Annotated in this window: 16 protein-coding genes and 1 pseudogene; 8 read left to right on the top strand and 9 right to left on the bottom strand. The window is 37.2% G+C overall.

Annotated features, from left to right (window positions below; genetic code table 11):
* Positions 1-241: 241 nt before the first annotated feature.
* Positions 242-1,732, top strand: a complete 1,491-nt coding sequence (locus tag ABS917_RS06595) for a catalase (protein WP_350478257.1) — start codon at positions 242-244, stop codon at positions 1,730-1,732.
* A gap of 197 nt (positions 1,733-1,929) precedes the next feature.
* Here the strand turns inward: ABS917_RS06595 and ABS917_RS06600 are convergent, their stop codons facing one another.
* On the bottom strand, positions 1,930-2,859 hold the full coding sequence (locus ABS917_RS06600) for an AEC family transporter (RefSeq protein WP_350478258.1): 930 nt from the start codon (positions 2,857-2,859) through the stop codon (positions 1,930-1,932).
* Between the two features lie 175 nt (positions 2,860-3,034).
* Positions 3,035-4,987 carry an S-layer homology domain-containing protein gene (locus tag ABS917_RS06605; protein ID WP_350478259.1) on the bottom strand — a complete coding sequence of 651 codons (1,953 nt, stop codon included), beginning with the start codon at positions 4,985-4,987 and terminating at the stop codon, positions 3,035-3,037.
* A gap of 139 nt (positions 4,988-5,126) precedes the next feature.
* On the opposite strand from ABS917_RS06605, the gene ABS917_RS06610 reads away from it, so the two are divergent.
* The gene (locus ABS917_RS06610; protein WP_350478260.1) at positions 5,127-6,179 is read left to right on the top strand and encodes an S-layer homology domain-containing protein; all 1,053 of its coding nucleotides are present in this window, start codon (positions 5,127-5,129) and stop codon (positions 6,177-6,179) included.
* Positions 6,180-6,277: 98 nt separating this feature from the next.
* Here the strand turns inward: ABS917_RS06610 and ABS917_RS06615 are convergent, their stop codons facing one another.
* On the bottom strand, positions 6,278-7,417 hold the full coding sequence (locus ABS917_RS06615; protein WP_350478261.1) for a 2-methylaconitate cis-trans isomerase PrpF family protein: 1,140 nt from the start codon (positions 7,415-7,417) through the stop codon (positions 6,278-6,280).
* A gap of 144 nt (positions 7,418-7,561) precedes the next feature.
* On the opposite strand from ABS917_RS06615, the gene ABS917_RS06620 reads away from it, so the two are divergent.
* Together ABS917_RS06620 and ABS917_RS06625 are read left to right on the top strand one after the other, a co-directional pair.
* Entirely contained in the window at positions 7,562-8,425 is an 864-nt protein-coding gene (locus tag ABS917_RS06620) for a LysR family transcriptional regulator (RefSeq protein WP_350478262.1), read from the top strand.
* 208 nt (positions 8,426-8,633) lie between these two features.
* Positions 8,634-9,950, top strand: a complete 1,317-nt coding sequence (locus tag ABS917_RS06625; RefSeq protein WP_350478276.1) for a CitMHS family transporter — start codon at positions 8,634-8,636, stop codon at positions 9,948-9,950.
* Positions 9,951-10,064: 114 nt separating this feature from the next.
* Here ABS917_RS06625 and yyaC read toward each other — a convergent pair whose 3' ends face one another.
* Together yyaC and ABS917_RS06635 are read right to left on the bottom strand one after the other, a co-directional pair.
* Positions 10,065-10,670 carry a spore protease YyaC gene (gene yyaC, locus ABS917_RS06630; protein WP_350478263.1) on the bottom strand — a complete coding sequence of 202 codons (606 nt, stop codon included), beginning with the start codon at positions 10,668-10,670 and terminating at the stop codon, positions 10,065-10,067.
* Between the two features lie 63 nt (positions 10,671-10,733).
* The gene (locus ABS917_RS06635) at positions 10,734-11,873 is read right to left on the bottom strand and encodes an AbrB family transcriptional regulator (protein ID WP_350478264.1); all 1,140 of its coding nucleotides are present in this window, start codon (positions 11,871-11,873) and stop codon (positions 10,734-10,736) included.
* 153 nt (positions 11,874-12,026) lie between these two features.
* Between ABS917_RS06635 and ABS917_RS06640 the strand changes: the two genes are divergently transcribed.
* Complete coding sequence (locus ABS917_RS06640) at positions 12,027-12,911, top strand: LysR family transcriptional regulator (RefSeq protein WP_350478265.1); 885 nt, start codon at positions 12,027-12,029, stop codon at positions 12,909-12,911.
* 59 nt (positions 12,912-12,970) lie between these two features.
* Here the strand turns inward: ABS917_RS06640 and tcuA are convergent, their stop codons facing one another.
* The 3 genes from tcuA to ABS917_RS06655 form a co-directional block, all read right to left on the bottom strand.
* Entirely contained in the window at positions 12,971-14,467 is a 1,497-nt protein-coding gene (gene tcuA, locus ABS917_RS06645) for an FAD-dependent tricarballylate dehydrogenase TcuA (RefSeq protein WP_350478266.1), read from the bottom strand.
* 242 nt (positions 14,468-14,709) lie between these two features.
* Positions 14,710-15,696, bottom strand: a complete 987-nt coding sequence (locus ABS917_RS06650; RefSeq protein ID WP_350478277.1) for an MBL fold metallo-hydrolase — start codon at positions 15,694-15,696, stop codon at positions 14,710-14,712.
* 138 nt (positions 15,697-15,834) lie between these two features.
* Entirely contained in the window at positions 15,835-16,344 is a 510-nt protein-coding gene (locus tag ABS917_RS06655; RefSeq protein ID WP_350478267.1) for a DinB family protein, read from the bottom strand.
* 52 nt (positions 16,345-16,396) lie between these two features.
* Between ABS917_RS06655 and ABS917_RS06660 the strand changes: the two genes are divergently transcribed.
* Positions 16,397-17,158 (top strand): IclR family transcriptional regulator, encoded by a 762-nt coding sequence (locus ABS917_RS06660; protein WP_014824986.1) that lies wholly within the window; start codon positions 16,397-16,399, stop codon positions 17,156-17,158.
* A gap of 29 nt (positions 17,159-17,187) precedes the next feature.
* Here the strand turns inward: ABS917_RS06660 and ABS917_RS06665 are convergent, their stop codons facing one another.
* On the bottom strand, positions 17,188-18,402 hold the full coding sequence (locus ABS917_RS06665) for an FAD-dependent monooxygenase (protein ID WP_350478268.1): 1,215 nt from the start codon (positions 18,400-18,402) through the stop codon (positions 17,188-17,190).
* A gap of 239 nt (positions 18,403-18,641) precedes the next feature.
* Between ABS917_RS06665 and ABS917_RS06670 the strand changes: the two genes are divergently transcribed.
* A complete protein-coding gene (locus ABS917_RS06670; RefSeq protein ID WP_350478269.1) occupies positions 18,642-19,592 on the top strand; it encodes a fumarylacetoacetate hydrolase family protein in 951 nt (316 codons plus the stop codon).
* Between the two features lie 62 nt (positions 19,593-19,654).
* A pseudogene (locus ABS917_RS06675) lies at positions 19,655-20,064 on the top strand (cupin domain-containing protein); the annotation flags it as partial.

Below are 20,064 nucleotides of genomic sequence, written 5' to 3' on the forward strand. Positions count from 1 at the left end.
CTAGGAAAACGCTATTATTAACCAAAAACCCGGAGTAATATTTACCTTTTCCTGCTAATAAAAGGTATAATTTACTAGTAAGCTATATTATCTGAATCTTCCCTAATATTTATTATTAATAACCAGTTCTTTAATATAAAGATTACTTAAAAAGAATTATTATAATCTAGTAGAAATTATGATTTAGATTTGTTATATTATTTAAGAAGAGTTTTTCAAAAAAATTTAGGAGGAACTATACATGACAAACGAGCGTTTAACAACAATTACTGGTGCTCCAGTAGTATCAAACGATGATTCGCAAACAGCTGGTCGCCGTGGCCCAATCTTATTACAAGACGTATTCCTAATTGAGAAATTAGCGAACTTTAACCGTGAAGTAATTCCTGAACGTCGCATGCACGCAAAAGGTTCTGGTGCATTCGGTACATTCACTGTAACTCATGACATCACAAAATATTCAAAAGCAAAAATTTTCTCTGAGGTTGGTAAGAAAACAGAAATGTTCGCACGTTTCTCAACTGTAGCAGGTGAGCGTGGTGCGGCTGATGCAGAGCGTGATATTCGCGGTTTCGCATTAAAATTCTATACTGAAGAAGGTAACTGGGATATGGTTGGTAACAACACACCTGTATTCTTCTTCCGTGATCCATTACACTTCCCTGATTTAAACCACGTTGTTAAGCGTGATCCAAAAACAAACATGCACAACGGTAACTCAAACTGGGATTTCTGGACTTCACTACCTGAAGCATTACACCAAGTAACAATCGTAATGTCTGACCGTGGTATTCCAAACGGCTACCGCAAAATGCACGGATTCGGTTCTCATACTTACTCAATGATCAACGAAGCTGGCGAACGCGTATACGTGAAATTCCACTTCCGTTCTCAACAAGGTATCGAAAACTTAACAGGTGCAGAAGCTGCTGAAATTATCGGTAAAGACCGTGAATCTTCTCAACGTGACCTATTCGAGTCAATCGAAAAAGGCGATTTCCCGAAATGGAAAATGTACATCCAAGTGATGACTGAAGAGCAAGCTCGCAACTCTAAGGACAACCCATTCGACTTAACAAAAGTTTGGTACAAGTCCGAGTATCCATTAATGGAAGTTGGGGAATTCGAATTAAACCGTAACCCTGAAAACTACTTCGCTGATGTTGAGCAAGCTGCATTCGCTCCATCAAACGTTGTACCTGGTATTTCATTCTCACCAGACCGTATGTTACAAGCTCGTTTATTCGCTTACCAAGATGCAACTCGTTACCGTTTAGGCGTTAACCACCATCAAATTCCTGTAAACACACCAAAGTGTCCGTTTATGGTTTACCACCGCGATGGCGTAGGTCGTGCTGATGGAAACCGTGGTGCAGCTATTACTTACTATCCAAATAGCTATGGCGCATTACAAGGTCAAACACAATATAAAGATCCTGCATTAGCTCTTGATGGTCCAGCTGACATCTACGACTTCCGTGAAGATGACAACAACTACTTCGAGCAACCAGGTAAGTTATTCCGTCTTCAAACACCTGAACAGCAACAACGTCTATTCGAAACGACTGCTGCTGAAATGAACGGTGTTGAAGAATTCATCAAACGTCGTCACATTTTACACTGCTACTTAGCTGATCCAGCATATGGTGAAGGTGTAGCGAAGGCAATGGGTCTTTCATTAGATGGTATGGACCTTTCAAACCCATACGCTAATACGGTAAGTATGTACTAAGATCTATGAATTTAGCTTCTTGCTCAAATTGTTAAATTCACTAGCTTTTCATATTTAGTGTTTACTAGATTACGAAAGCGTTATTGATATCCAACTATAATCGCTTACAACCGCAAGTATCTGAGGGGATACTTGCGGTTTTTTTATGGAAAAAGGGCTGCAGTAAAAGTTTAAATTACTTTTACTGCAGCCATTCTCTATGCAAATAAAATTGTTGATAAATAAATAACAAACGTCACTGTTAAACAGCTGATAATCGTAGAAAACAGTACTGTCTGGGCTGCTGTTTCCGATTCAATATCATACTCAAGCGCCAAGCTGGAACTGTTTCTCGATGTCGGGAATGCACTTGCGATAAATAGCGACTGTGCCACTACACCGTCCAGGCCCAATGCAAAAATAATAATAAGTGCTGTTGCCGGACCTACTATCAACCGTGTAAAACAGCTGACAAAAATTGTTTTATTGAACATCGAACGCATTTCAATAGTAGAAAGCTGAGCCCCTAATGTAATAAGTGCAACCGCCACAAATCCGTCTGCAATATGTTCAAGTGGAATACTAAACGTTTCCGGGATCGGGACATGAAAGTAATTCAATGCCGCGCCAATAATAAGCGCATGAACAATTGGCATTTTCAAAAAGTCCCGGACAATCGCTATTCCTGATTTTGTTGATGAAATTAAATTATACAAGCCATATGTATACGTCGTCATATTCTGAAAAATAACAAGAATGACTTGTATTGCTACCCCAATCGGCTGGGTCGCGAAAATCATTTGTGCAACCGGAATCCCGTAGTTACCAGAGTTTATAAGGACAACACTGTTTTTAAAAACAGCCGATTCTCTTTTATCAAGTTTTAACAGTTTTGCGAGCAGCTGACCTAACAGCATTTGCGCACCGATAAACAAAATAATAAAAATCGTAATTTGTCCGAGCACACTCATTTCAACAGATGTTTCATAAATATTGATAAACACCGCTGCCGGCATGAAACAGTATGTAATGAGGTGGGATAATGCTTTAAGGTTAAACTGAAACTTGCGCTGTAAAATGGCACCTATAAAAAGCAAAATTAAAATTGGTGCTACAATTTTGAAGAAAATCATCGATAAATAGACCATGCGAAAACTCCTTTTGTGCATGTGTGCTGTAGTTGTTAATTATAGCGTATTTGTAAAGGAATTGTCAGAAAATCCGACAGGAGACAGGTTTTCCCGTTTTAAGCTTAGCGACTTCTGCTAATTTTCTCCTTTAAAAAACCTATGATTTCTGAAAAGAAAATCATAGGTTTGAATTTTATAAATAATCGACTGCTTTTAAAGCATTGTAAATAAGTTCGGCAAACTCACCGCGCGATAATGTTTTCTCAGGATTAAACGGACCTTCCCCATCAACAACCCCAAACAGCTCTAAAATTGCAATGCTTTGACGTGCTTCCAATGTCAGGTTCGATATATCCGAATAGCTGAAGTTTAATTCATTGTACGCCTCCGCCAAATCCTGATTTAAATAGCGGTACATGTTGGCAATAATGATAGCTGCTTCTTCCTTTGTCACTGTGGCGTTAGGTGCGAAACGGCTTGATGTGGCCCCGCTCATAATCCCCGCATCCAATAAACCTTGAACTAGTCTTAACTGCTGGGTATTTGCTATATCCAAATATTTTGATCTAGTGTTACTTGATACATCAAGTGCCGATGCAATCATTACTGCTGCATCGAGTTTACTTACTTGTTTATAGCTTTGCACTAGACGGTTTTTTGTATTAAATAAAATGCCGCGCTTTGTCAGCTCTCGAATCGCACGTCCTTGGTCATTATTTGGAATATCCGTATAAATGACGCTGCTGTTCGCAGCTTTAAATGTACCACCCGTAGCTGTGCGGATAATAAATTTCGAGCCATCCACTTTAAAGGATGCCGGCGATGTACCGGTTGATAAAACACGTTGTATTACTTGCGAAGTATTTGCCTTTAATTTAGATACCGGAACATGGACTTCTACAGTACTTACAAATGTTTTTGCACGATTGCCTTCTGTAAATTGGATATGCAGCTGATTATTCATTACATTTACCGATACACCAACAGTAGCTGCAGAAGTCTGTATTTCCGATGTAGGAATAACGATTTCTATCTCTCCTGCTTTTAGACGCATATTCCGATCTGCGATGTTTTTCACTTGAGAAGCGGTAATTTGTGTTATGTAACGTCCATTTTGGTAAGTCATTGTTTCATATTGTGACCAGTTTGCCGTTTTTGGAATCGTTGTCGCCACTGTACTTGCTGAATCATCCGGAATGTATAGCGGGTCGTATGTCGGCTTTTCGACTACTACTCCACCTGGCTTTATATCATGTATATAATCCGGGTAATACGTATAAACAAGCTCAATATAATGTGGATCTCTCCACATTGTTTCAAGACGGACAAGCTTTTCCAACGCTGTTACATGTCTTTTCGCTTCCGCCGATAAGTTGTTGTAAATCGAACGGGCTCTCGCAATTTCCTGTGTCGTCGAACTGCGGCTAATATCATTCATGTAAATATCAAATGCGTTGGCATCAAGCTTTGCCTGCTTTACAACCGTATTTTGATAAATAATATAATTCTCGCCGTCAATTAGTATGTTAAGGTTTGTTACAAACGACTTCGCATAATCACTTAATGTATTGTACGCCAGCCGAATACTCTTGATTTGAGCTTCAGTGTATTTCGTTTTATCGATACGTTTTATGCGATCCATCACGACTTTTGCTTCTTTTTCAGCTTGCGCCTTTTGCACAGCTAAACGGCTTTCAAAGTATTCCAGGTTTGTAACTACTTGCTTATCGACTAGCTTTTTCGCCTCGATATTTAATGCATCGTAAGCTTTTCGGGCTGCATTAATCTCAGCAGGCGTTGACTCGTCGTTGAACGTTTGAATCATTTCAGTTACTTTTTCGGCTGCGATACGATTGGCGATTTGCGCTTCCTTCTTCTCCAAATCGTCCAAAAGTACTTCCACCTTGCCATAGTTGCTAATTTGTTGGCGCAATTCTTGCGAAAGTTTGTTATAAGCTTCCTTAACTTTTTCCAATTCTAATCTAGTTGAGTTTGTATTTAAACCTTCTATCGCTTTGTTAATATCTACAGGTGTTGCGAGAGAATCCCCCAACGTTTCGGTTTGCTCCGCCCCTGCTTCCCCCACCATGCCAACACTTACTGGGATTGCGACTAAAGCAGCTAGCATTAACTTTGATTTATTCATATGTATCACTACCTATCTCATTTAATATACCGTATCTATTATATCGGCTTTTATCCCATATTTTAGAATATAAAGTAAGTGGAAATAAGAGAAAGTCATGTTAAAGTAAAATTAATCCAATTATAAAGGAGGCTTTTTTATGAAACGCTTCTACTTAGCGGTTATTTTAGGGATGTCTTTTTTTATTTTTCCGGCTAACTCAGTGGCAGCAAAGCAAGTGTTTAAAGATGTTCCACCAGACCATTATGCGTACGATGCGATTAAATGGGCATATGATTACAATATTATAAACGGCTATGCTAACGGGACATTCCGTCCAAACCAACCGGTCACAGAACAACAATTCGCTCAAATTTTTGTAGGCTATTTTGATTTGGAGCATGTCTCGGAAGAGCTCGAAAAGTTCACACCGAAAGCAATTCCATCGGATACAAACTATAATACGCTTGCCGCCTATCAAGTACCTTTAAACGGGTACTTTCATAACAGCATTCGAGGAGCTGCTGTAAAACGTGGGACTGTTGCACAGGCAATTGCCTATATGGCAGATGGACAAACGGCTTTAAATAACGCAATCCGTTTTTTGTTAGATCATGATATTTCTAACGGACAAAATGCAAAGTATGAGCAAACTAACTTACAGCGTTTTTTCGGTACAACAAATAATTTAACGCGTGCACAGCTCGTTCTATTTTTTTATAACATGCAAAACAAAAAATTCTTTTATCGTTCTGACATTGCAGAAGAAAGCTTTGCTAGTAATAGCCCGCTTTATCAACGTGCTTCCTCAGCCCGCAATATGCTTGATCGCTCATTGCGCGTAGGTGCAAACTGGTCCCCTGCCGCCGAAAAGAAGCCAAATAAATCTTGGAATGGCGAGTATACGTATTTTCATACTTACGGTAAAGGGGACCTTGATTCAAAAGGGCGTGTATTAACAATCTCTAATAGTACGAAAACCGGTTTCCAATTGACCTATTATACGTATGACGGCTGGGCATCCGGCACTATTGAAGGAACAGCGACATTCACAACCGATACAAAAGCGCGGTTATCCAAAACAGCGGATGGTGATCGATGTGTTATTGAATTCGAACGGCTTACTAATAAGACAATTAAAACAACCGAGTCTTATTGTGAAGCCGGCCGTGATCAAGGAACGACATTTAGCGGAACGCTCACTTTAGAGTAATCAAAAGGTTCTAGCCTAATAAGGTGGGGGACCTTTTCCCATTAAAAACTGCACCTCCAATTGGGGTGCAGTTTCTATTACTCACAGTAGTTTAGTTATTATGCCAATGCTTGTGAAGAGACTTCGGCAATTTTATAACTTTTCTTTGTATATACATAACCTTCTAAAATAGTACGTGCTGTACGCACAACCTTAATTACACTAATATGGCCAGCAATTAAATTTACTTTCGTTTCCATTATTCCACCCGGATGTCCCAGTCGAACAACCTCTTGCTTCACATTTATGCTTTCTGATAAAATTGTATCTTCTAAAAATGCACCGGCAGTAGTACATATGGCGCCTGATATTGCAAGAGCTTGGTGCGGTTCTTGCATGGACATCATTCTAATTCTGCAGTCCATATCAGAGGCTTTTCTTTCTATGCCTGTTACATCAATATAGTCCATAGGAGGAGCAATGATTGTCATTTTAGGAACAGCAGGTGATTTCATAGTTGCATCCTCTTTGGCTGCAAAATGACACATTTCAGCTGCCATTGATCTGATTGCCTCCAACTCCAGAAGTTTCTCACGAGTAAATTCATGGGGTAATTCAGAACCTGTTAGACCAACATCAGAAGCATTGACAAAAACTAACGGGTTGGCAACGTCAATAATTGAAATACTTATAGGCCCTTCAGGTAATTGAATCACATCAATTGGGTTCCCGGTAGGAAACAATTTTCCGGTTACTGCACCTTCTGCATTTGGAAAGGAGAGGTAGATAGGTGAACCTGTCCCCGGAACTCCAGGAATAGAACACATACCCTCTGTTTTTACACGACCATTTTCAACCTCTACCTCTGCAATTATCATTTTTTTAGTATTAGTATTAAATATCCTTACAGTTGTAATAGGCTCAATTGCTTGTACTAGGCCTTGCTCAATTGCATATGGACCAACTGCAGAAGAAATATTGCCGCAATTCCCTTTGAAATCCACCAGATTATTTGCGATGCTTATCTGGGCAAATGTATATTCTATATCAACATCATTTAAATCCGATTTTTTAATAATTGCTACTTTGCTAGTTAAAGAATTTGCTCCGCCAAGACCGTCTATTTGTCTACGATCCGGACTTCCCATAATATCCAATAAAAAGTCATCCCATAATAAACGGTTATCTGGCATATTTTCGAAATTTAGAAATACCCCTTTGCTAGTTCCTCCACGCATAACAACTACAGGCACTCTCATCTAGGTACCCCCTTCTCATTTTTTGTTAAAAAGTACCGGTGCTTATGAAAATATAGTATGATAGATAATATCATAAGTAAAATAGATAATTTATTAAATAAATGCAAAAAAAAACTTATAATCATTTAATAGGAGATGACTAATATGGATGAAAAAGACTGGAATGCCCTTAGAATTTTGTACCAGGAGAAACAAATCAGTCGCGCATCGGAACGGTTATATATATCACAGCCAGCTCTGACTTACAGAATTAAAAATCTAGAGAAGGAATTTGATACTAAATTATTTTTTAAAACAAAGGGTGGCATAGAGTTTACTACCGAAGGCTTACACTTAGTAGAGTATTCCGAGGAAATGATAAATAAGTTGCAAAAAACCAAAGATTATATGCTAAATATGCAAAATGAAGTAAGGGGTACATTAAGATTGGGGGTTTCAAGTAACTTTGCTCAATATAAACTGCCTAATTTATTAAAAAAATTTTCAACTAAATATCCCAATGTACAATTCAATATAAATACAGGGTGGAGCACCGATATTATGAATCTTCTCGATTCCTCGACTGTACAATTAGGAATATTACGCGGAAATTATGAATGGTATGGTAAAAAGGAATTGTTACATAAGGAAAAACTCTGTTTAATCTCAAAAAAAGAAATAGATATGGAGAAATTACCGGAGCTTTCATTTATAAATTATAAAACAGATGAATCTCTAAAGACTCTAATTACTGGCTGGTGGCATGACAAATATTCTGAACCCCCCCTTATTATGATGGAAACAGATCGATTGGAAACATGTAAAGAAATGGTTAAAAATGACTTGGGAATAGCCATTGTACCTCAAATTTGTTTACAACCTTCAGACAATCTGCAAACATACGAACTGTTCTATACAAATGGTAATCCTGTATTTAGATATACATGGTTAATGTACAATCAAGATTTGTTACAGCTTTCCACAGTTAGAAATTTTATAGATTTCCTAAACGAAACTTCAAACCTTTAAGATGGATTGTATTTACAATCCATCTTTTTTTTAGTTAAAAGTGTTTTAGCGGTCCTTTAAAAGTGATTATAAGATTTTTTTTAATATTAATGCAAAAAAAATATATTTTACTTATCAATACAGTTATAATATTCTGAAATTACCAAATATTTTAATCTTTTAGGGGAAGGTTGAAATGTAAACGATTTCAAATTTGGAGGGGATTTTTATTCTTACATTTATAGGGATTTCAATGGTTGTGGTATTTACTTATCTGATTATGGCAAAAAAATTATCTCCGGTTACAGCACTTGTAATTGTACCAATCGTATTTGCATTAATTGCTGGTTTTCGTTTAGAACTTGGAGAAATGATGTTGGATGGTTTGAAACAAGTTGCTCCTTCAGCTGCTTTACTACTATTTGCTATTCTCTTCTTTGGATTATTAATCGACGCTGGCCTTTTTGATCCACTAATTAATAAAATGATGACTTTCGTTAAAGGGGATCCGGTAAAAATAGCTATCGGGACTGCAATCATTGCAATGACTGTTGCGCTAGATGGTGATGGAACAACAACTCATATGATTACTATTTCTGCTATGTTGGCGCTCTATCTTCGAATCGGAATGAACCCTCTTATTCTTGGAACAATTTCATTACTTTCTGTCAGTATTATGAGTGGGATGACACCATGGGGAGGTCCTGCTACCAGAGCCATTGCTTCTTTAGGACTTGATGCTAATGAGTTTTTCCTTCCGATTATACCTACAATGCTATCAGGCATGGGTTGTATTCTTTTCATAGCCTTTGTTCTTGGGAAAAAGGAAAGAGTGCGGATTGGTATAATCAATATGGAGGAAATTTCACGACATTCATTAGAACTATTAGAAGTTGCTTCGACCCAGACACTGGAACTGGAAAAAGAATTAAAGCGCCCTAAATTAAGATGGGTAAACCTAATATTAGTAATAGCTGTCATGGGAGTTTTAGTAATGGGTCTAATTTCCCCTTCCATATTATTCCTTATTGGCTTTGTAATCGCTGCCATGATTAACTACCCAAATATAGAACAGCAAAAGGAGCGTATCTTATCTCATTCAGGAAACGCTTTAACAGTTACCGTATTGGTATTTGCTGCCGGTATCTTCTCAGGAATTTTTTCTGGAACAAAAATGGTAGATGCAATATCAAATTCACTAATATCCATAATTCCAGATTCCGTGGGAGGTCTGTTCCCGCTGGTGGTAGCAATTACTAGTATGCCATTTACTTTTGTCTTATCTAATGATGCTTATTACTTTGGAGTTTTACCTATTCTTGCGGAAGCAGGTGCAGCATACGGGGTCAGTTCTCTAGAAATTGCAAGAGCATCTGTTTTAGGACAACCTGTACACTTTTTAAGTCCACTTGTTGCTTCTACTCTTTTATTAGTAGGAATGCTTAAAACAGATCTTGGAGAATTCCAACGGTATGCACTTAAATGGACTGTTCTTTGTTCGGTAGTCATTATTGTTGTTGCTTTTGTAACAGGTGCTATCAGCTAAGATATATACCTCTTTTATACTTAGCTTTCATCAAATATAACAAGCCATTCGAATTAGGTTGTCAGCCTTCTTTGGATGGCTTTATCTTTTATCATAGGAAGGCAATCATCTAAACTATCTATCCAATAAATTATAGTCAGACCCCATTACCTTATTAACTACTTTTACAATAGTTTTAGCAATATTCATTACTACATATAATCGGGTATCATTCAAGAACTGTGAGGTTGGTAAAGGATCTATATAATTTATAATTCCTACGAAATGATAATCCCCTACTTTCGGGAGAACCTTTCGAAGTGCTGTACCCGGATTTAATGAACCTTCTTTAAATACTGTATACCCCACCTCATTTTTATTACCAATAGAAGCGTCTACACTAATAATAAGTGGGTTTTTAAATTGTTTATTGATATCTTTCAGTATTGCTTTTAAATTAAAAGCATGTACAGGGTCTTCTAATGTACCATATACGTGAAAAGGACCTTGATTTTCTTTAAGCATTGACCCTACTATCGGTCCCAAAGCATCTCCTATATATCGGTCAGAACCTATACATAAAAAAACAATTTCCTTATTGTCCTGTAAAGACTGGTTAATAATATTTCTGACTTTAAGCACTAATGATTCGAACTCTTTTTCTTCAATTTCCTTGCCGGGTTTCAAGTAATATGAAAAACCTTCATCAATCTTTTTTTCATTTTCATAAAAAGGACTCAATTACTAACACCACCTTAAATAATTTTTTTCTACCAACTTCTTAGGGTAAGGACATTTAAATATTTATAATTCTGTTGACATTGGTGCATCGGATCTCTTTTTGCCTTCGAGATAATTTAAAAATCTAAAAAAAGGAGGTAGTGTGATACAGACCGTTATAATCCTGAGCACTTGAACAGCCACAACAAATGTAGCATCTCCATTAAGAACGAGTGCAGTTGTTGTCATTTCAGCTATACCACCTGGTGCAAATGCTAAACTAGCTGTGATAAATGTTATGTCTGTTACAACTGATACAATGAAAGCTCCCGTAAAAACAAATACAATCAATCCTGCTGTACATAGAAATGAAACTAATAAAGTTCTATTTAGACCAACAAACATTTTTTTATGAAAACGCGAGCCGATACTTGCCCCAATAAAAACTTGCGATATTATGATTAAACTATGAGGCCACCATGCTACAACATTATCCTCTATTACTCCTGTACTAAAAAATTTTACAGCAGCAATACTAACCATGCTCCCTATCAACCATGGGGCTGGGAACTTAAGGATTTTCCCTATATAATAGCCAGCAACCGCAATAAAAACAAATATGATTGTTACAACAATATTTTCAGAACTATATACTACGTTTTCTGCAGTAACCATTTTAGGGGAATTTCCATCAGAATTTCCAAACAATAATGAGATTACTACAGGTATTGTAAGAATTACTAAAAAAACACGCATTGCTTGAATAATGCTGACAACACCCGTATTAGCCCCTACTTCTTCCGAAATACCCGGTATTGCAGAAAGTCCGCCAGGTGCAGTAGAGAAAAAACTCGTTAATATATCTAAATTACTGTATTTCCATAATATAATACCCGAAAATAAAGAACAAAAGATAGATAACAGAAGCATTATAGTAACCGTTAACCAGTTTTCTTGAAAAATATAGAGTACTGAGCTATTCATTTTTTGCCCCAACTCTATACCTAAAATACACTGCCCGATATATAACCAATATTTTGGAAGCCCATCTCGTTTATAATTTAGTTTTAAGAATTCAGGACGTAGAATAGAAAGTGAAGTTGCTGTAAGAAGTGTTCCAATCATCCAACCTATCGGAAGACCGGTTAATGAAAGTAAAAATCCCCCTAATCCACTTAATGTTACAAACCAAACGTTTTGAAAAAAGATTCTGCTTTTATCCATTCTAATCCTTCTTTCGATGTTTATTTACAGAAAGATCTACTCCTAATATTTGTTTATTAAATAAAGTGTAGTATAATATTTGCAATAATTAAAATACTATTTTTTTATAAAATTCCATAAATTTTATTTATAACAGAAAGGTTGGTTATTGTTTTGGATGAACGTGATTGGATTGTTTTACAGACCTTATATAAAGAAAAAAACATAACAAAAGCTGCTCAAAATTTATATATTTCTCAACCCGCTTTGACAAATCGGTTACAACAATTAGAAAAGGAATTTAACGTAAAAATCGTGAATAGAGGAAGGCGTGGAGTTCAATTTACTCCACAAGGAGAGTATTTAGCAAAATGTGCACATGAAGTTTTGTTAAGTCTGCAAAAAATCAAAGAGAATGTTCTTAATATGGAAGATAATATAGAGGGAACATTAAGGTTAGGTGTTTCTACTTTTTTCACTGATTACATGCTACCGGATTTATTGAAATTATTTAAAGAAAAGTATCCTAATATTGAGTTTAAAGTAACCACCAATTTTAGTAGCCACATCGCTCATCTAATTCAAAATCAAGATGTTCATATAGGTATTGTTAGAGGAGACTACAGTTGGAAAGATAAAAAGCAATTGCTATTTGAAGAAACAATCTGCATTGCCTCGAAACAAAAAATAGAACTCCAAGACCTCCCGTATTTGCCGAGAATTGACTATCATACAGATCTCCCGTTGAAGAATTCTATAGATAATTGGTGGTCTGAAAATTTCACTCAACCCCCACATGTCAGCATAGAGGTAGATAAGGCTGATACTTGCAAAAAAATGGTGCTAAATGGGTTAGGTTATGCTATTTTGCCAAGTATGCTTTTAAATGATAGCGATGACATTTATAAAATAGATATTAAAACAATTGATGGAAATCCTCTTATTCGTAAAACATGGATGTTATACCATGAGGAATCATTAAAATTAAACATTGTTAAGGCATTTGTTGATTTTATTGAAGATGCAAATTTAAAAGATAGTTTAAATAATTTAAAATAAGAAAATAGTCTTTTTATAACTAATAAAAGCATCTGCCTTATAGGCAGATGCTTTATTAATTATGCTTTATGAAATTTCAATGTTTCTTTCGAAAACTGAGCAGCAGAGGTACCAGCCAATTTTCCGAATACAGCACCTGACATTAATCCCGATCCACCAGGATAATTATGATAGAATATTCCTCCAACCATTTCACCAGCTGCATATAGTCCAGATATAGGTTCCCCTCCTTGATTCAAAACTTTCCCTTCTTGATTTACATGTAATCCACCAAATGCAAAGGTAATACCGCAAGTAAGAGGATATGCATAATAAGGAGCCTGATCTAATCGTAATGCCCAATTTGTTTTTGGCGGAGTAATTCCAACTGTTCCTTTACCATCTTTTATTGTTGGATTATACTCTCCTTCTTGAACTGCTGCATTATATTCCATGATTGTTTTTAATAGTCCGTCTTTATCTACAGATATTAATTGTGCTAGCTCCTCAAGACTGTCTGCCTTATAATAAGTTGCTTCTTCTAGATTATACTCTTTACGTAACAAAGGGCGTACTTTAGCATCAAAAACTTGAAAAGCCGTATTATCTGGCTGCTTTAATACTTCACGACCATATTTTGCATATGTGTAGTTTCGGAAATCTGCCCCTTCGTCAACAAATCTATTTCCATTACGATTAATCATGAGGCCAAGGGGGAATGAAGATTTTTTATAAATATCACCAGGTTTATTAAAGTCACCTACTTTAGGAGCATTATAATCTGTCCCTATAGAGTGACAGCCAGACCACTGCCCATATTTTTGTGCACCAACTGCTAATGCCATCTTTATTCCGTCCCCAGTATTAAATTCTGTCCCTCTTACGATCGCTTTCTCCCATTCTTCTCCAAGATTTTCACTACGCATTTTTTTGTTTGCTTCAAAACTACCACACGCTAAAATAACACTAGATGCATTGACCATAGTTACTTTATCCTTCTTTTCAACAAGAACTCCTGTTATGTGGTCATTGTCCGTCATTAACTCAGTTGCACGAGAATCGTACCAAATTTCAATTCCGATTTCTTCAGCTTTGTAAAATAGCTTTTGTATTAAACCAACACCCTTATTATGCGTTTTTAGTGGCAATCCACCCCAAAAATGAAGCTTACCATCTTGTTCAAAAGACTGATTTTCGTTTAATTCAAACTTAATTCCTAAATTAGCCATCCAAGAAATAGTTTCATAAGATTTAGAAATAAGCTGATTTGCAAGTATCGGGTCACTTTTCGCTTCTGTTACTCGCATTAGATCATTATAAAAGTCTGAATAATTATATTCAGGCATTACAATTTTTTCAGCTTCTTTATCAGTTATTTCAGGTATTAACTTCCTAATGTTATCTAAATTATTGTAGGCAACACGAATCGCACCATCTGTAAAAAATGAATTTCCTCCACGCTTTTCAACTGATCCACGTTCTAAAACAAGTACTTGAGCCCCTTTTTCCTTGGCTGCAATCGCTGCACATAAAGCTGCATTTCCTGCACCAACTACAACTACATCATAATTTGTCATATTACTTCCTCCTCGGAATATTTTCCTCTATGGATAAATCATACAGTTAAAACAGGAATTATTAAAATATTGATAAACTATCGAATTCCATAAATATAATTTATGGCAGATTTTGATAATAAAATTGCTCTATAATTTATGTCTTTCTAAAGATCATTGGTGTTACGAGAAGTGTACTCGAGCGACCTCTATTAAACAAAAACAGCTGCCTGAGAAAGCATTTTCCAGGCAGCTTTTTTGACTTATTTTTCAATTAATTTTGTAACTGTAAAACACCACTCGCCGCCCCGCAACTCACGCACAATCAAACCGCGCTGTTCTGCCAGGAGCGTTAATCCGATAATTTCAGAAATTATAAATGTAAAATACTTCGCAAAACGGGCACCGTAGATTGCTTCTCCTAATTGTTTCGCCGTATGATGTCCTTCGCTAATTTGGGATACAACCTTATGCAGCTTGTATTCTATTTTACTTAAGCTTTTCTCCATCACTTCATTCAAGCTATCATAAATCTCTTTATGTCCGGCAAATACGGTGTGCACATTGTATGCTTTCATTTTCTCAATCGAGTCTATATATTGGCTAATCGGGTTCGTTATGTCTCCTGAATCGTCATGATCGATTAAAGCATTTGTCATACCAGTAGCCAATAAAAAGTCTCCCGCAAACAACCAGCCCGTCTCCTCATCAAACAAACAGATCGAATCCGGTGAATGCCCGGGAGCGGACACTACACGTAACCCACCGATTTCTTGCCCGTCTTCCAGTTTTAGAATCTGCGGAGAAATCATTACGTGTTCTTTATTGTGAAGTGTATTTTCCATTTTTGCCATTCGTTCACGGGCAAATTCTGGTACACCGTATTGCTCATACAACCCATAGTAAAAGGTAAGCTTCTGCTGTAAGTAATCATCTTCACATTTCAAACGGGGAATGGCCATTTCACTGGCATAGACTGGAATCGGATATTCACTCGTAATTTGATTTACTACCCCGATATGATCATTATGAAAATGCGTTAAAATAATACGGGTAATTTGGTGAATTTCAATATTATATTCCTTCAATTGCTGATAGAAAAACTGCTCAAATTCCTCATTTTTAATACCTGCATCAATTAATGTATAGTCTTCTCCATTTTGGTAGACATAACAGTTAATACTCCCCAATCCACTATAGTCAGAAGGGAAAATAATCGGGTAGACTGTTTTATTACCTGTTTTTATCATCGCATCCACTTTTCCACCTGCTCCTACTGTTTTGTACGCAGAAAGGGCATGCCCCGAAATCCATTCCAGACAGCCCTCTCTATTGTATCTTTATAATACCTTACTATACGCACATCAAACAGTGGATATTTCCGACTCTTACTCTACTTTTTGCGGCTGTACCAATTCTAAATGACGTTGCATCTGCCCTACGTGACTTTCAGCATGCAATACAATTAGATGATTGATTAGAAATGATAACGGCTTGCCATCAAAATTCGGATTGTAGCTAGGGGCTGTTTTCTCTAAATCTTCCTGTTGCACTTTTGCAAAGCTTTCGTTAACTAAAGGAATGAGCGATTTCAGCCTTTCAATCGCTTTTTCCTTTGAAACAGTCGCTACATAATTTTCATCTACCGCAGCCAATCGACGGACGTGTTCATGGTTACGTCCCCATTTAGCTCCTGGTACGACTAGGAGTGCCTCTAAGTCGGCTACCCAAAACTCGATTGCTTCAATGATGTGTGTAGAAATTTGCATAACCGACCATTTTTCTTCGGATGGTTTTTTATACAGCACTTCCGTCTCTGTTATACTTATTAGATCAACCATACAATTGATGCTTTTCTCGAAACTTTCAAACTTCTTTTCCATAACATTAGTTTTCATGATATAATCTCCTTATTTTGAATGACTTTTTAAGAAAGGTGAATAGAATACTATGTCAAGCAGTACTACAATCGGATCATTAGCATTAGGTATTCAAATTATCGATGTCGTTGCACAAAGCGACCACCCACTACGTTTTTCCGATATTCAGGAACAAACCGGCATTTCTAAAAGTAATCTCTATAAATATTTAAATACACTTATCCAGTTAGATTTGCTTTATCGTGATCAAAAGACCGGTAGCTATTCACTCGGCTATAAATTTTTGGAATACGGGAATGCTGCCATGCAAAACGACGATTTTATCGAACGCCTTACACCCTATTTCAAAGAACTTAGCAATCTCACAAATATGACAACATTGCTATCGCTTTGGGTAAATGATTCCCCAGTTATCACAAATATTTGGAATACGAATTTTGGCTTAAGTATCGGTGCGCAAGTCGGTACAAAACTACCGATCAATTCTTCTACAGGAAAAATCTTTGCAGCCTATGCTAATTCCTTGGAAATTACGAACTGGATTGAAGCTCAGCAAAATGAACTTGCCAACTTTGATGTTGCGGCTTTTCAACGCGAGCTGAAAGGAATTCGCAAGAACGGTTTTTCGTTTGCACATGAGCCGCTTGTACGTCATGTTTCCTCAATCGGTTTACCGATACTCAATTACAAAAATGAGCTTGTCGGCGCTATTACGGTTGTTGGCTTTGAAGAGGACGTACCTACAGACACTTCATCTGAAATGATGCAGCAAATTATTGATATGAGTAAAGAAATGTCGACTGTATATGGCTTTAAAGAGAAAGGGAACTAATCCCCTTTCTCTTTTTAATTTTCCTTTATTCAGCTCTTAACTTCACTTTTGCGTGTGTTGAAGTAATTATATAAAAAGTCTGCTACATCATAGTTTGTTTCGTTGTGACTGCCGAATAGATGATCACGCAATAACACAAGCGCACGGTCAAGATCGTCAGCTGTATCGGCATGAATAATTTCACCCCAGCGACGCGCTGAATTTTGTACCATTGCTGAACGAGGTTGGCGCTCTTTCTGGTAGCGTAGAAATGCTTCATTGTATGTTGCTTCATTTTCCAAAGCTTCCCCTAATACATATGCATCTTCAAGTGCCTGGGCACCGCCTTGTGCTAAATATTGAAGCATTGGATGAGCAGCGTCTCCTAATAGTGTTACATTTTCATCCGTCCAGTTTTCAATTGGAAGACGGTGGAACATCGGCCAACGGAATTGAGTCGAAATATATTTTAACGCACGCTCTACATCCGGATGTGCACCTTCAAAGCGTTGTTGCATTTCTTCCGGAGTACCCCAATCGCCTTCCGGTTTATAGTCATATGTTTTGAACACAACGACTTGATTATATAATTCACCGCGGCGTACCGGATATTGTACTAAGTGTAAGTTCGGTCCAATCCACATAATAACATCATCCATTGCAATATCGCCTTCAGCAGTGATCTCTTTAATCGGTAATGTGCCGCGGTATGCTACATACTCTGAACAGATCATTTCGTCTTGAGAAAATAGCTTACGTACATTTGATTTAATACCATCTGCCCCTATTGCTGCTTCTGCTGTATAGGACTCACCACGTTGGTTTGTAATCGTTACTTGACCAGGCGTTTGTGATACTGTTTGGATTTGCTCATCGTTTTTAAATGAAATACGGTTATTTTTCAAACATGCTTCATATAAAACACGGTGTAGATCCGAGCGGTGCAATACAACGTACGGCTGTTTGAAACGCTCCTGGAAACCGTCTGTCAAGTCAAGTACAGCTAATTCCTTTGCCGTATAAATATCTTTTAGCACTAAGCGCTTCGGTACGACCGCTACATTCAATATTTCTTCTTTAACACCTAATTGGTCCAATACATGCAGTGCGTTAGGTGCTAATTGGATACCTGCTCCGATTTCTCCGAATGCAGGTGCTTGTTCTAATACTGCTACCGTTTTATCTGTACGTTGTACTATTGAAAGCGCTGTCGCTAAACCACCAATTCCCCCACCTACTACAATAACATCACTAATATTCGTCATCTCATTACCTCCAATTATATAAATAGAGAACTTTGTTTACTTATAATGAAAATGTAACGTAAAAGAGAAACATTTGTCAACAAAATTTCTAAATTTACTGATAACTAGCCGCTATTAATAGGTATTAAGCAATTTATTTAAATGATTTTTCTGAAAAATGTTGACTTTACTACCTAAAGTACTTTATATTTTCTTTAAATAGAGAACTAAGTATTCTATTTCGATAAAGGAGGACAATTATGAAATTAGTCAACTATACAAGCAACGGTATTACACGTGCTGGAGCGATTGTGAAGGAACAAGTAATCGATTTAAACCATGCTTATGAAGCGAAATTACAAGCAGAAGGTGAATACCGTTATAAGGAGATTGCCCATGCTTATGTGCCGGCAACAACTGATGGTATTTATCAAGGCGGGAAAAAATCTATTGAACTGGCACAAAAAGCTGTCGAGTTCATTTTAGAAAATCCAAACGCTTCTAATACGAAAGCAGTTTTTGAGCGTAGTGAAGTACATGTTGGTGCTCCAGTATTGAATCCAGGAAAGATCATTTGCGTAGGTCACAACTACCGTGAACATATTCTGGAAATGGGCCGTGAATTGCCAACACATCCCGTTATTTTTGCCAAATTTGCCAACACACTTTTAGGTCCGGATGATGATATTCCATTCTATCCGATTTCTGAACAGCTTGACTATGAAGCGGAGTTTACATTTGTAATTGGTAAACAGGCACGTAACGTTTCAGAAGAAGATGCATTGGATTATGTAGCTGGCTATACAATTACGAACGATGTTACTTACCGTGATATCCAACGTCGTACATTACAATGGTTGCAAGGTAAAACAGTAGATGGTTCTGCACCAATGGGACCTTACTTATTAACATCTGATGAATTACCGGATCCTTCAGGATTATCGGTTGTATTGACAGTGAATGGCGAAGTACGTCAGCAAACGAATACGGCTAATTTAGTATTCTCAGTACAGAAGCTGGTTGCTTTCCTATCTAATTTAATGACACTTGAGCCAGGCGATGTGATTTTAACAGGTACTCCAGGTGGGGTTGGTGTTGCTATGAACCCTCCGACTTTCTTAAAAGACGGCGATGTTGTCCGTATCGAAATTGATAAAGTTGGCGCATTGGAAAATAAAGTGGCTGCTGCAAACGTTCCTGTAGGTGTATAACATTTCAGTACGATAAACGATTTTCTTTGTGCAAACAATTACTATTAAAGGAGTGAAGAAGTATGGCAGGAGTATCAGAAGAAGTAAAAGAGTTTATGAAAAGTGACACAGTAAAAGATTTTACGAAAGATATTGAACAATATCATTTAGGTCCACTTTGGGAAGCCATTCCGGAAATTATGAATCATACACCCAAGCCACAAGCACAAGCTTACCTTTGGAGTGATGAATTAATAAAAAAGAAAATGGGCGAAGCAGCACAAATTTTTACACCGGATCGTGGTGGAGAACGTCGTGCAATCTATTTCCAAAACCCAGGATTAACATATCGTCAGCCATGGGGTTGGGCATCTACTACGCAAACGATTTATGTAGCGGTCCAAATGTTGCTGCCGGGTGAAAAAGCCCCTTCTCACCGTCACTCTCAATCAGCATTGCGCTTTATTTCTGAGGGACAAGGCGCGTATACAAT

It is taken from the genome of Solibacillus sp., from assembly GCF_040273735.1.
Classification (GTDB): domain Bacteria; phylum Bacillota; class Bacilli; order Bacillales_A; family Planococcaceae; genus Solibacillus.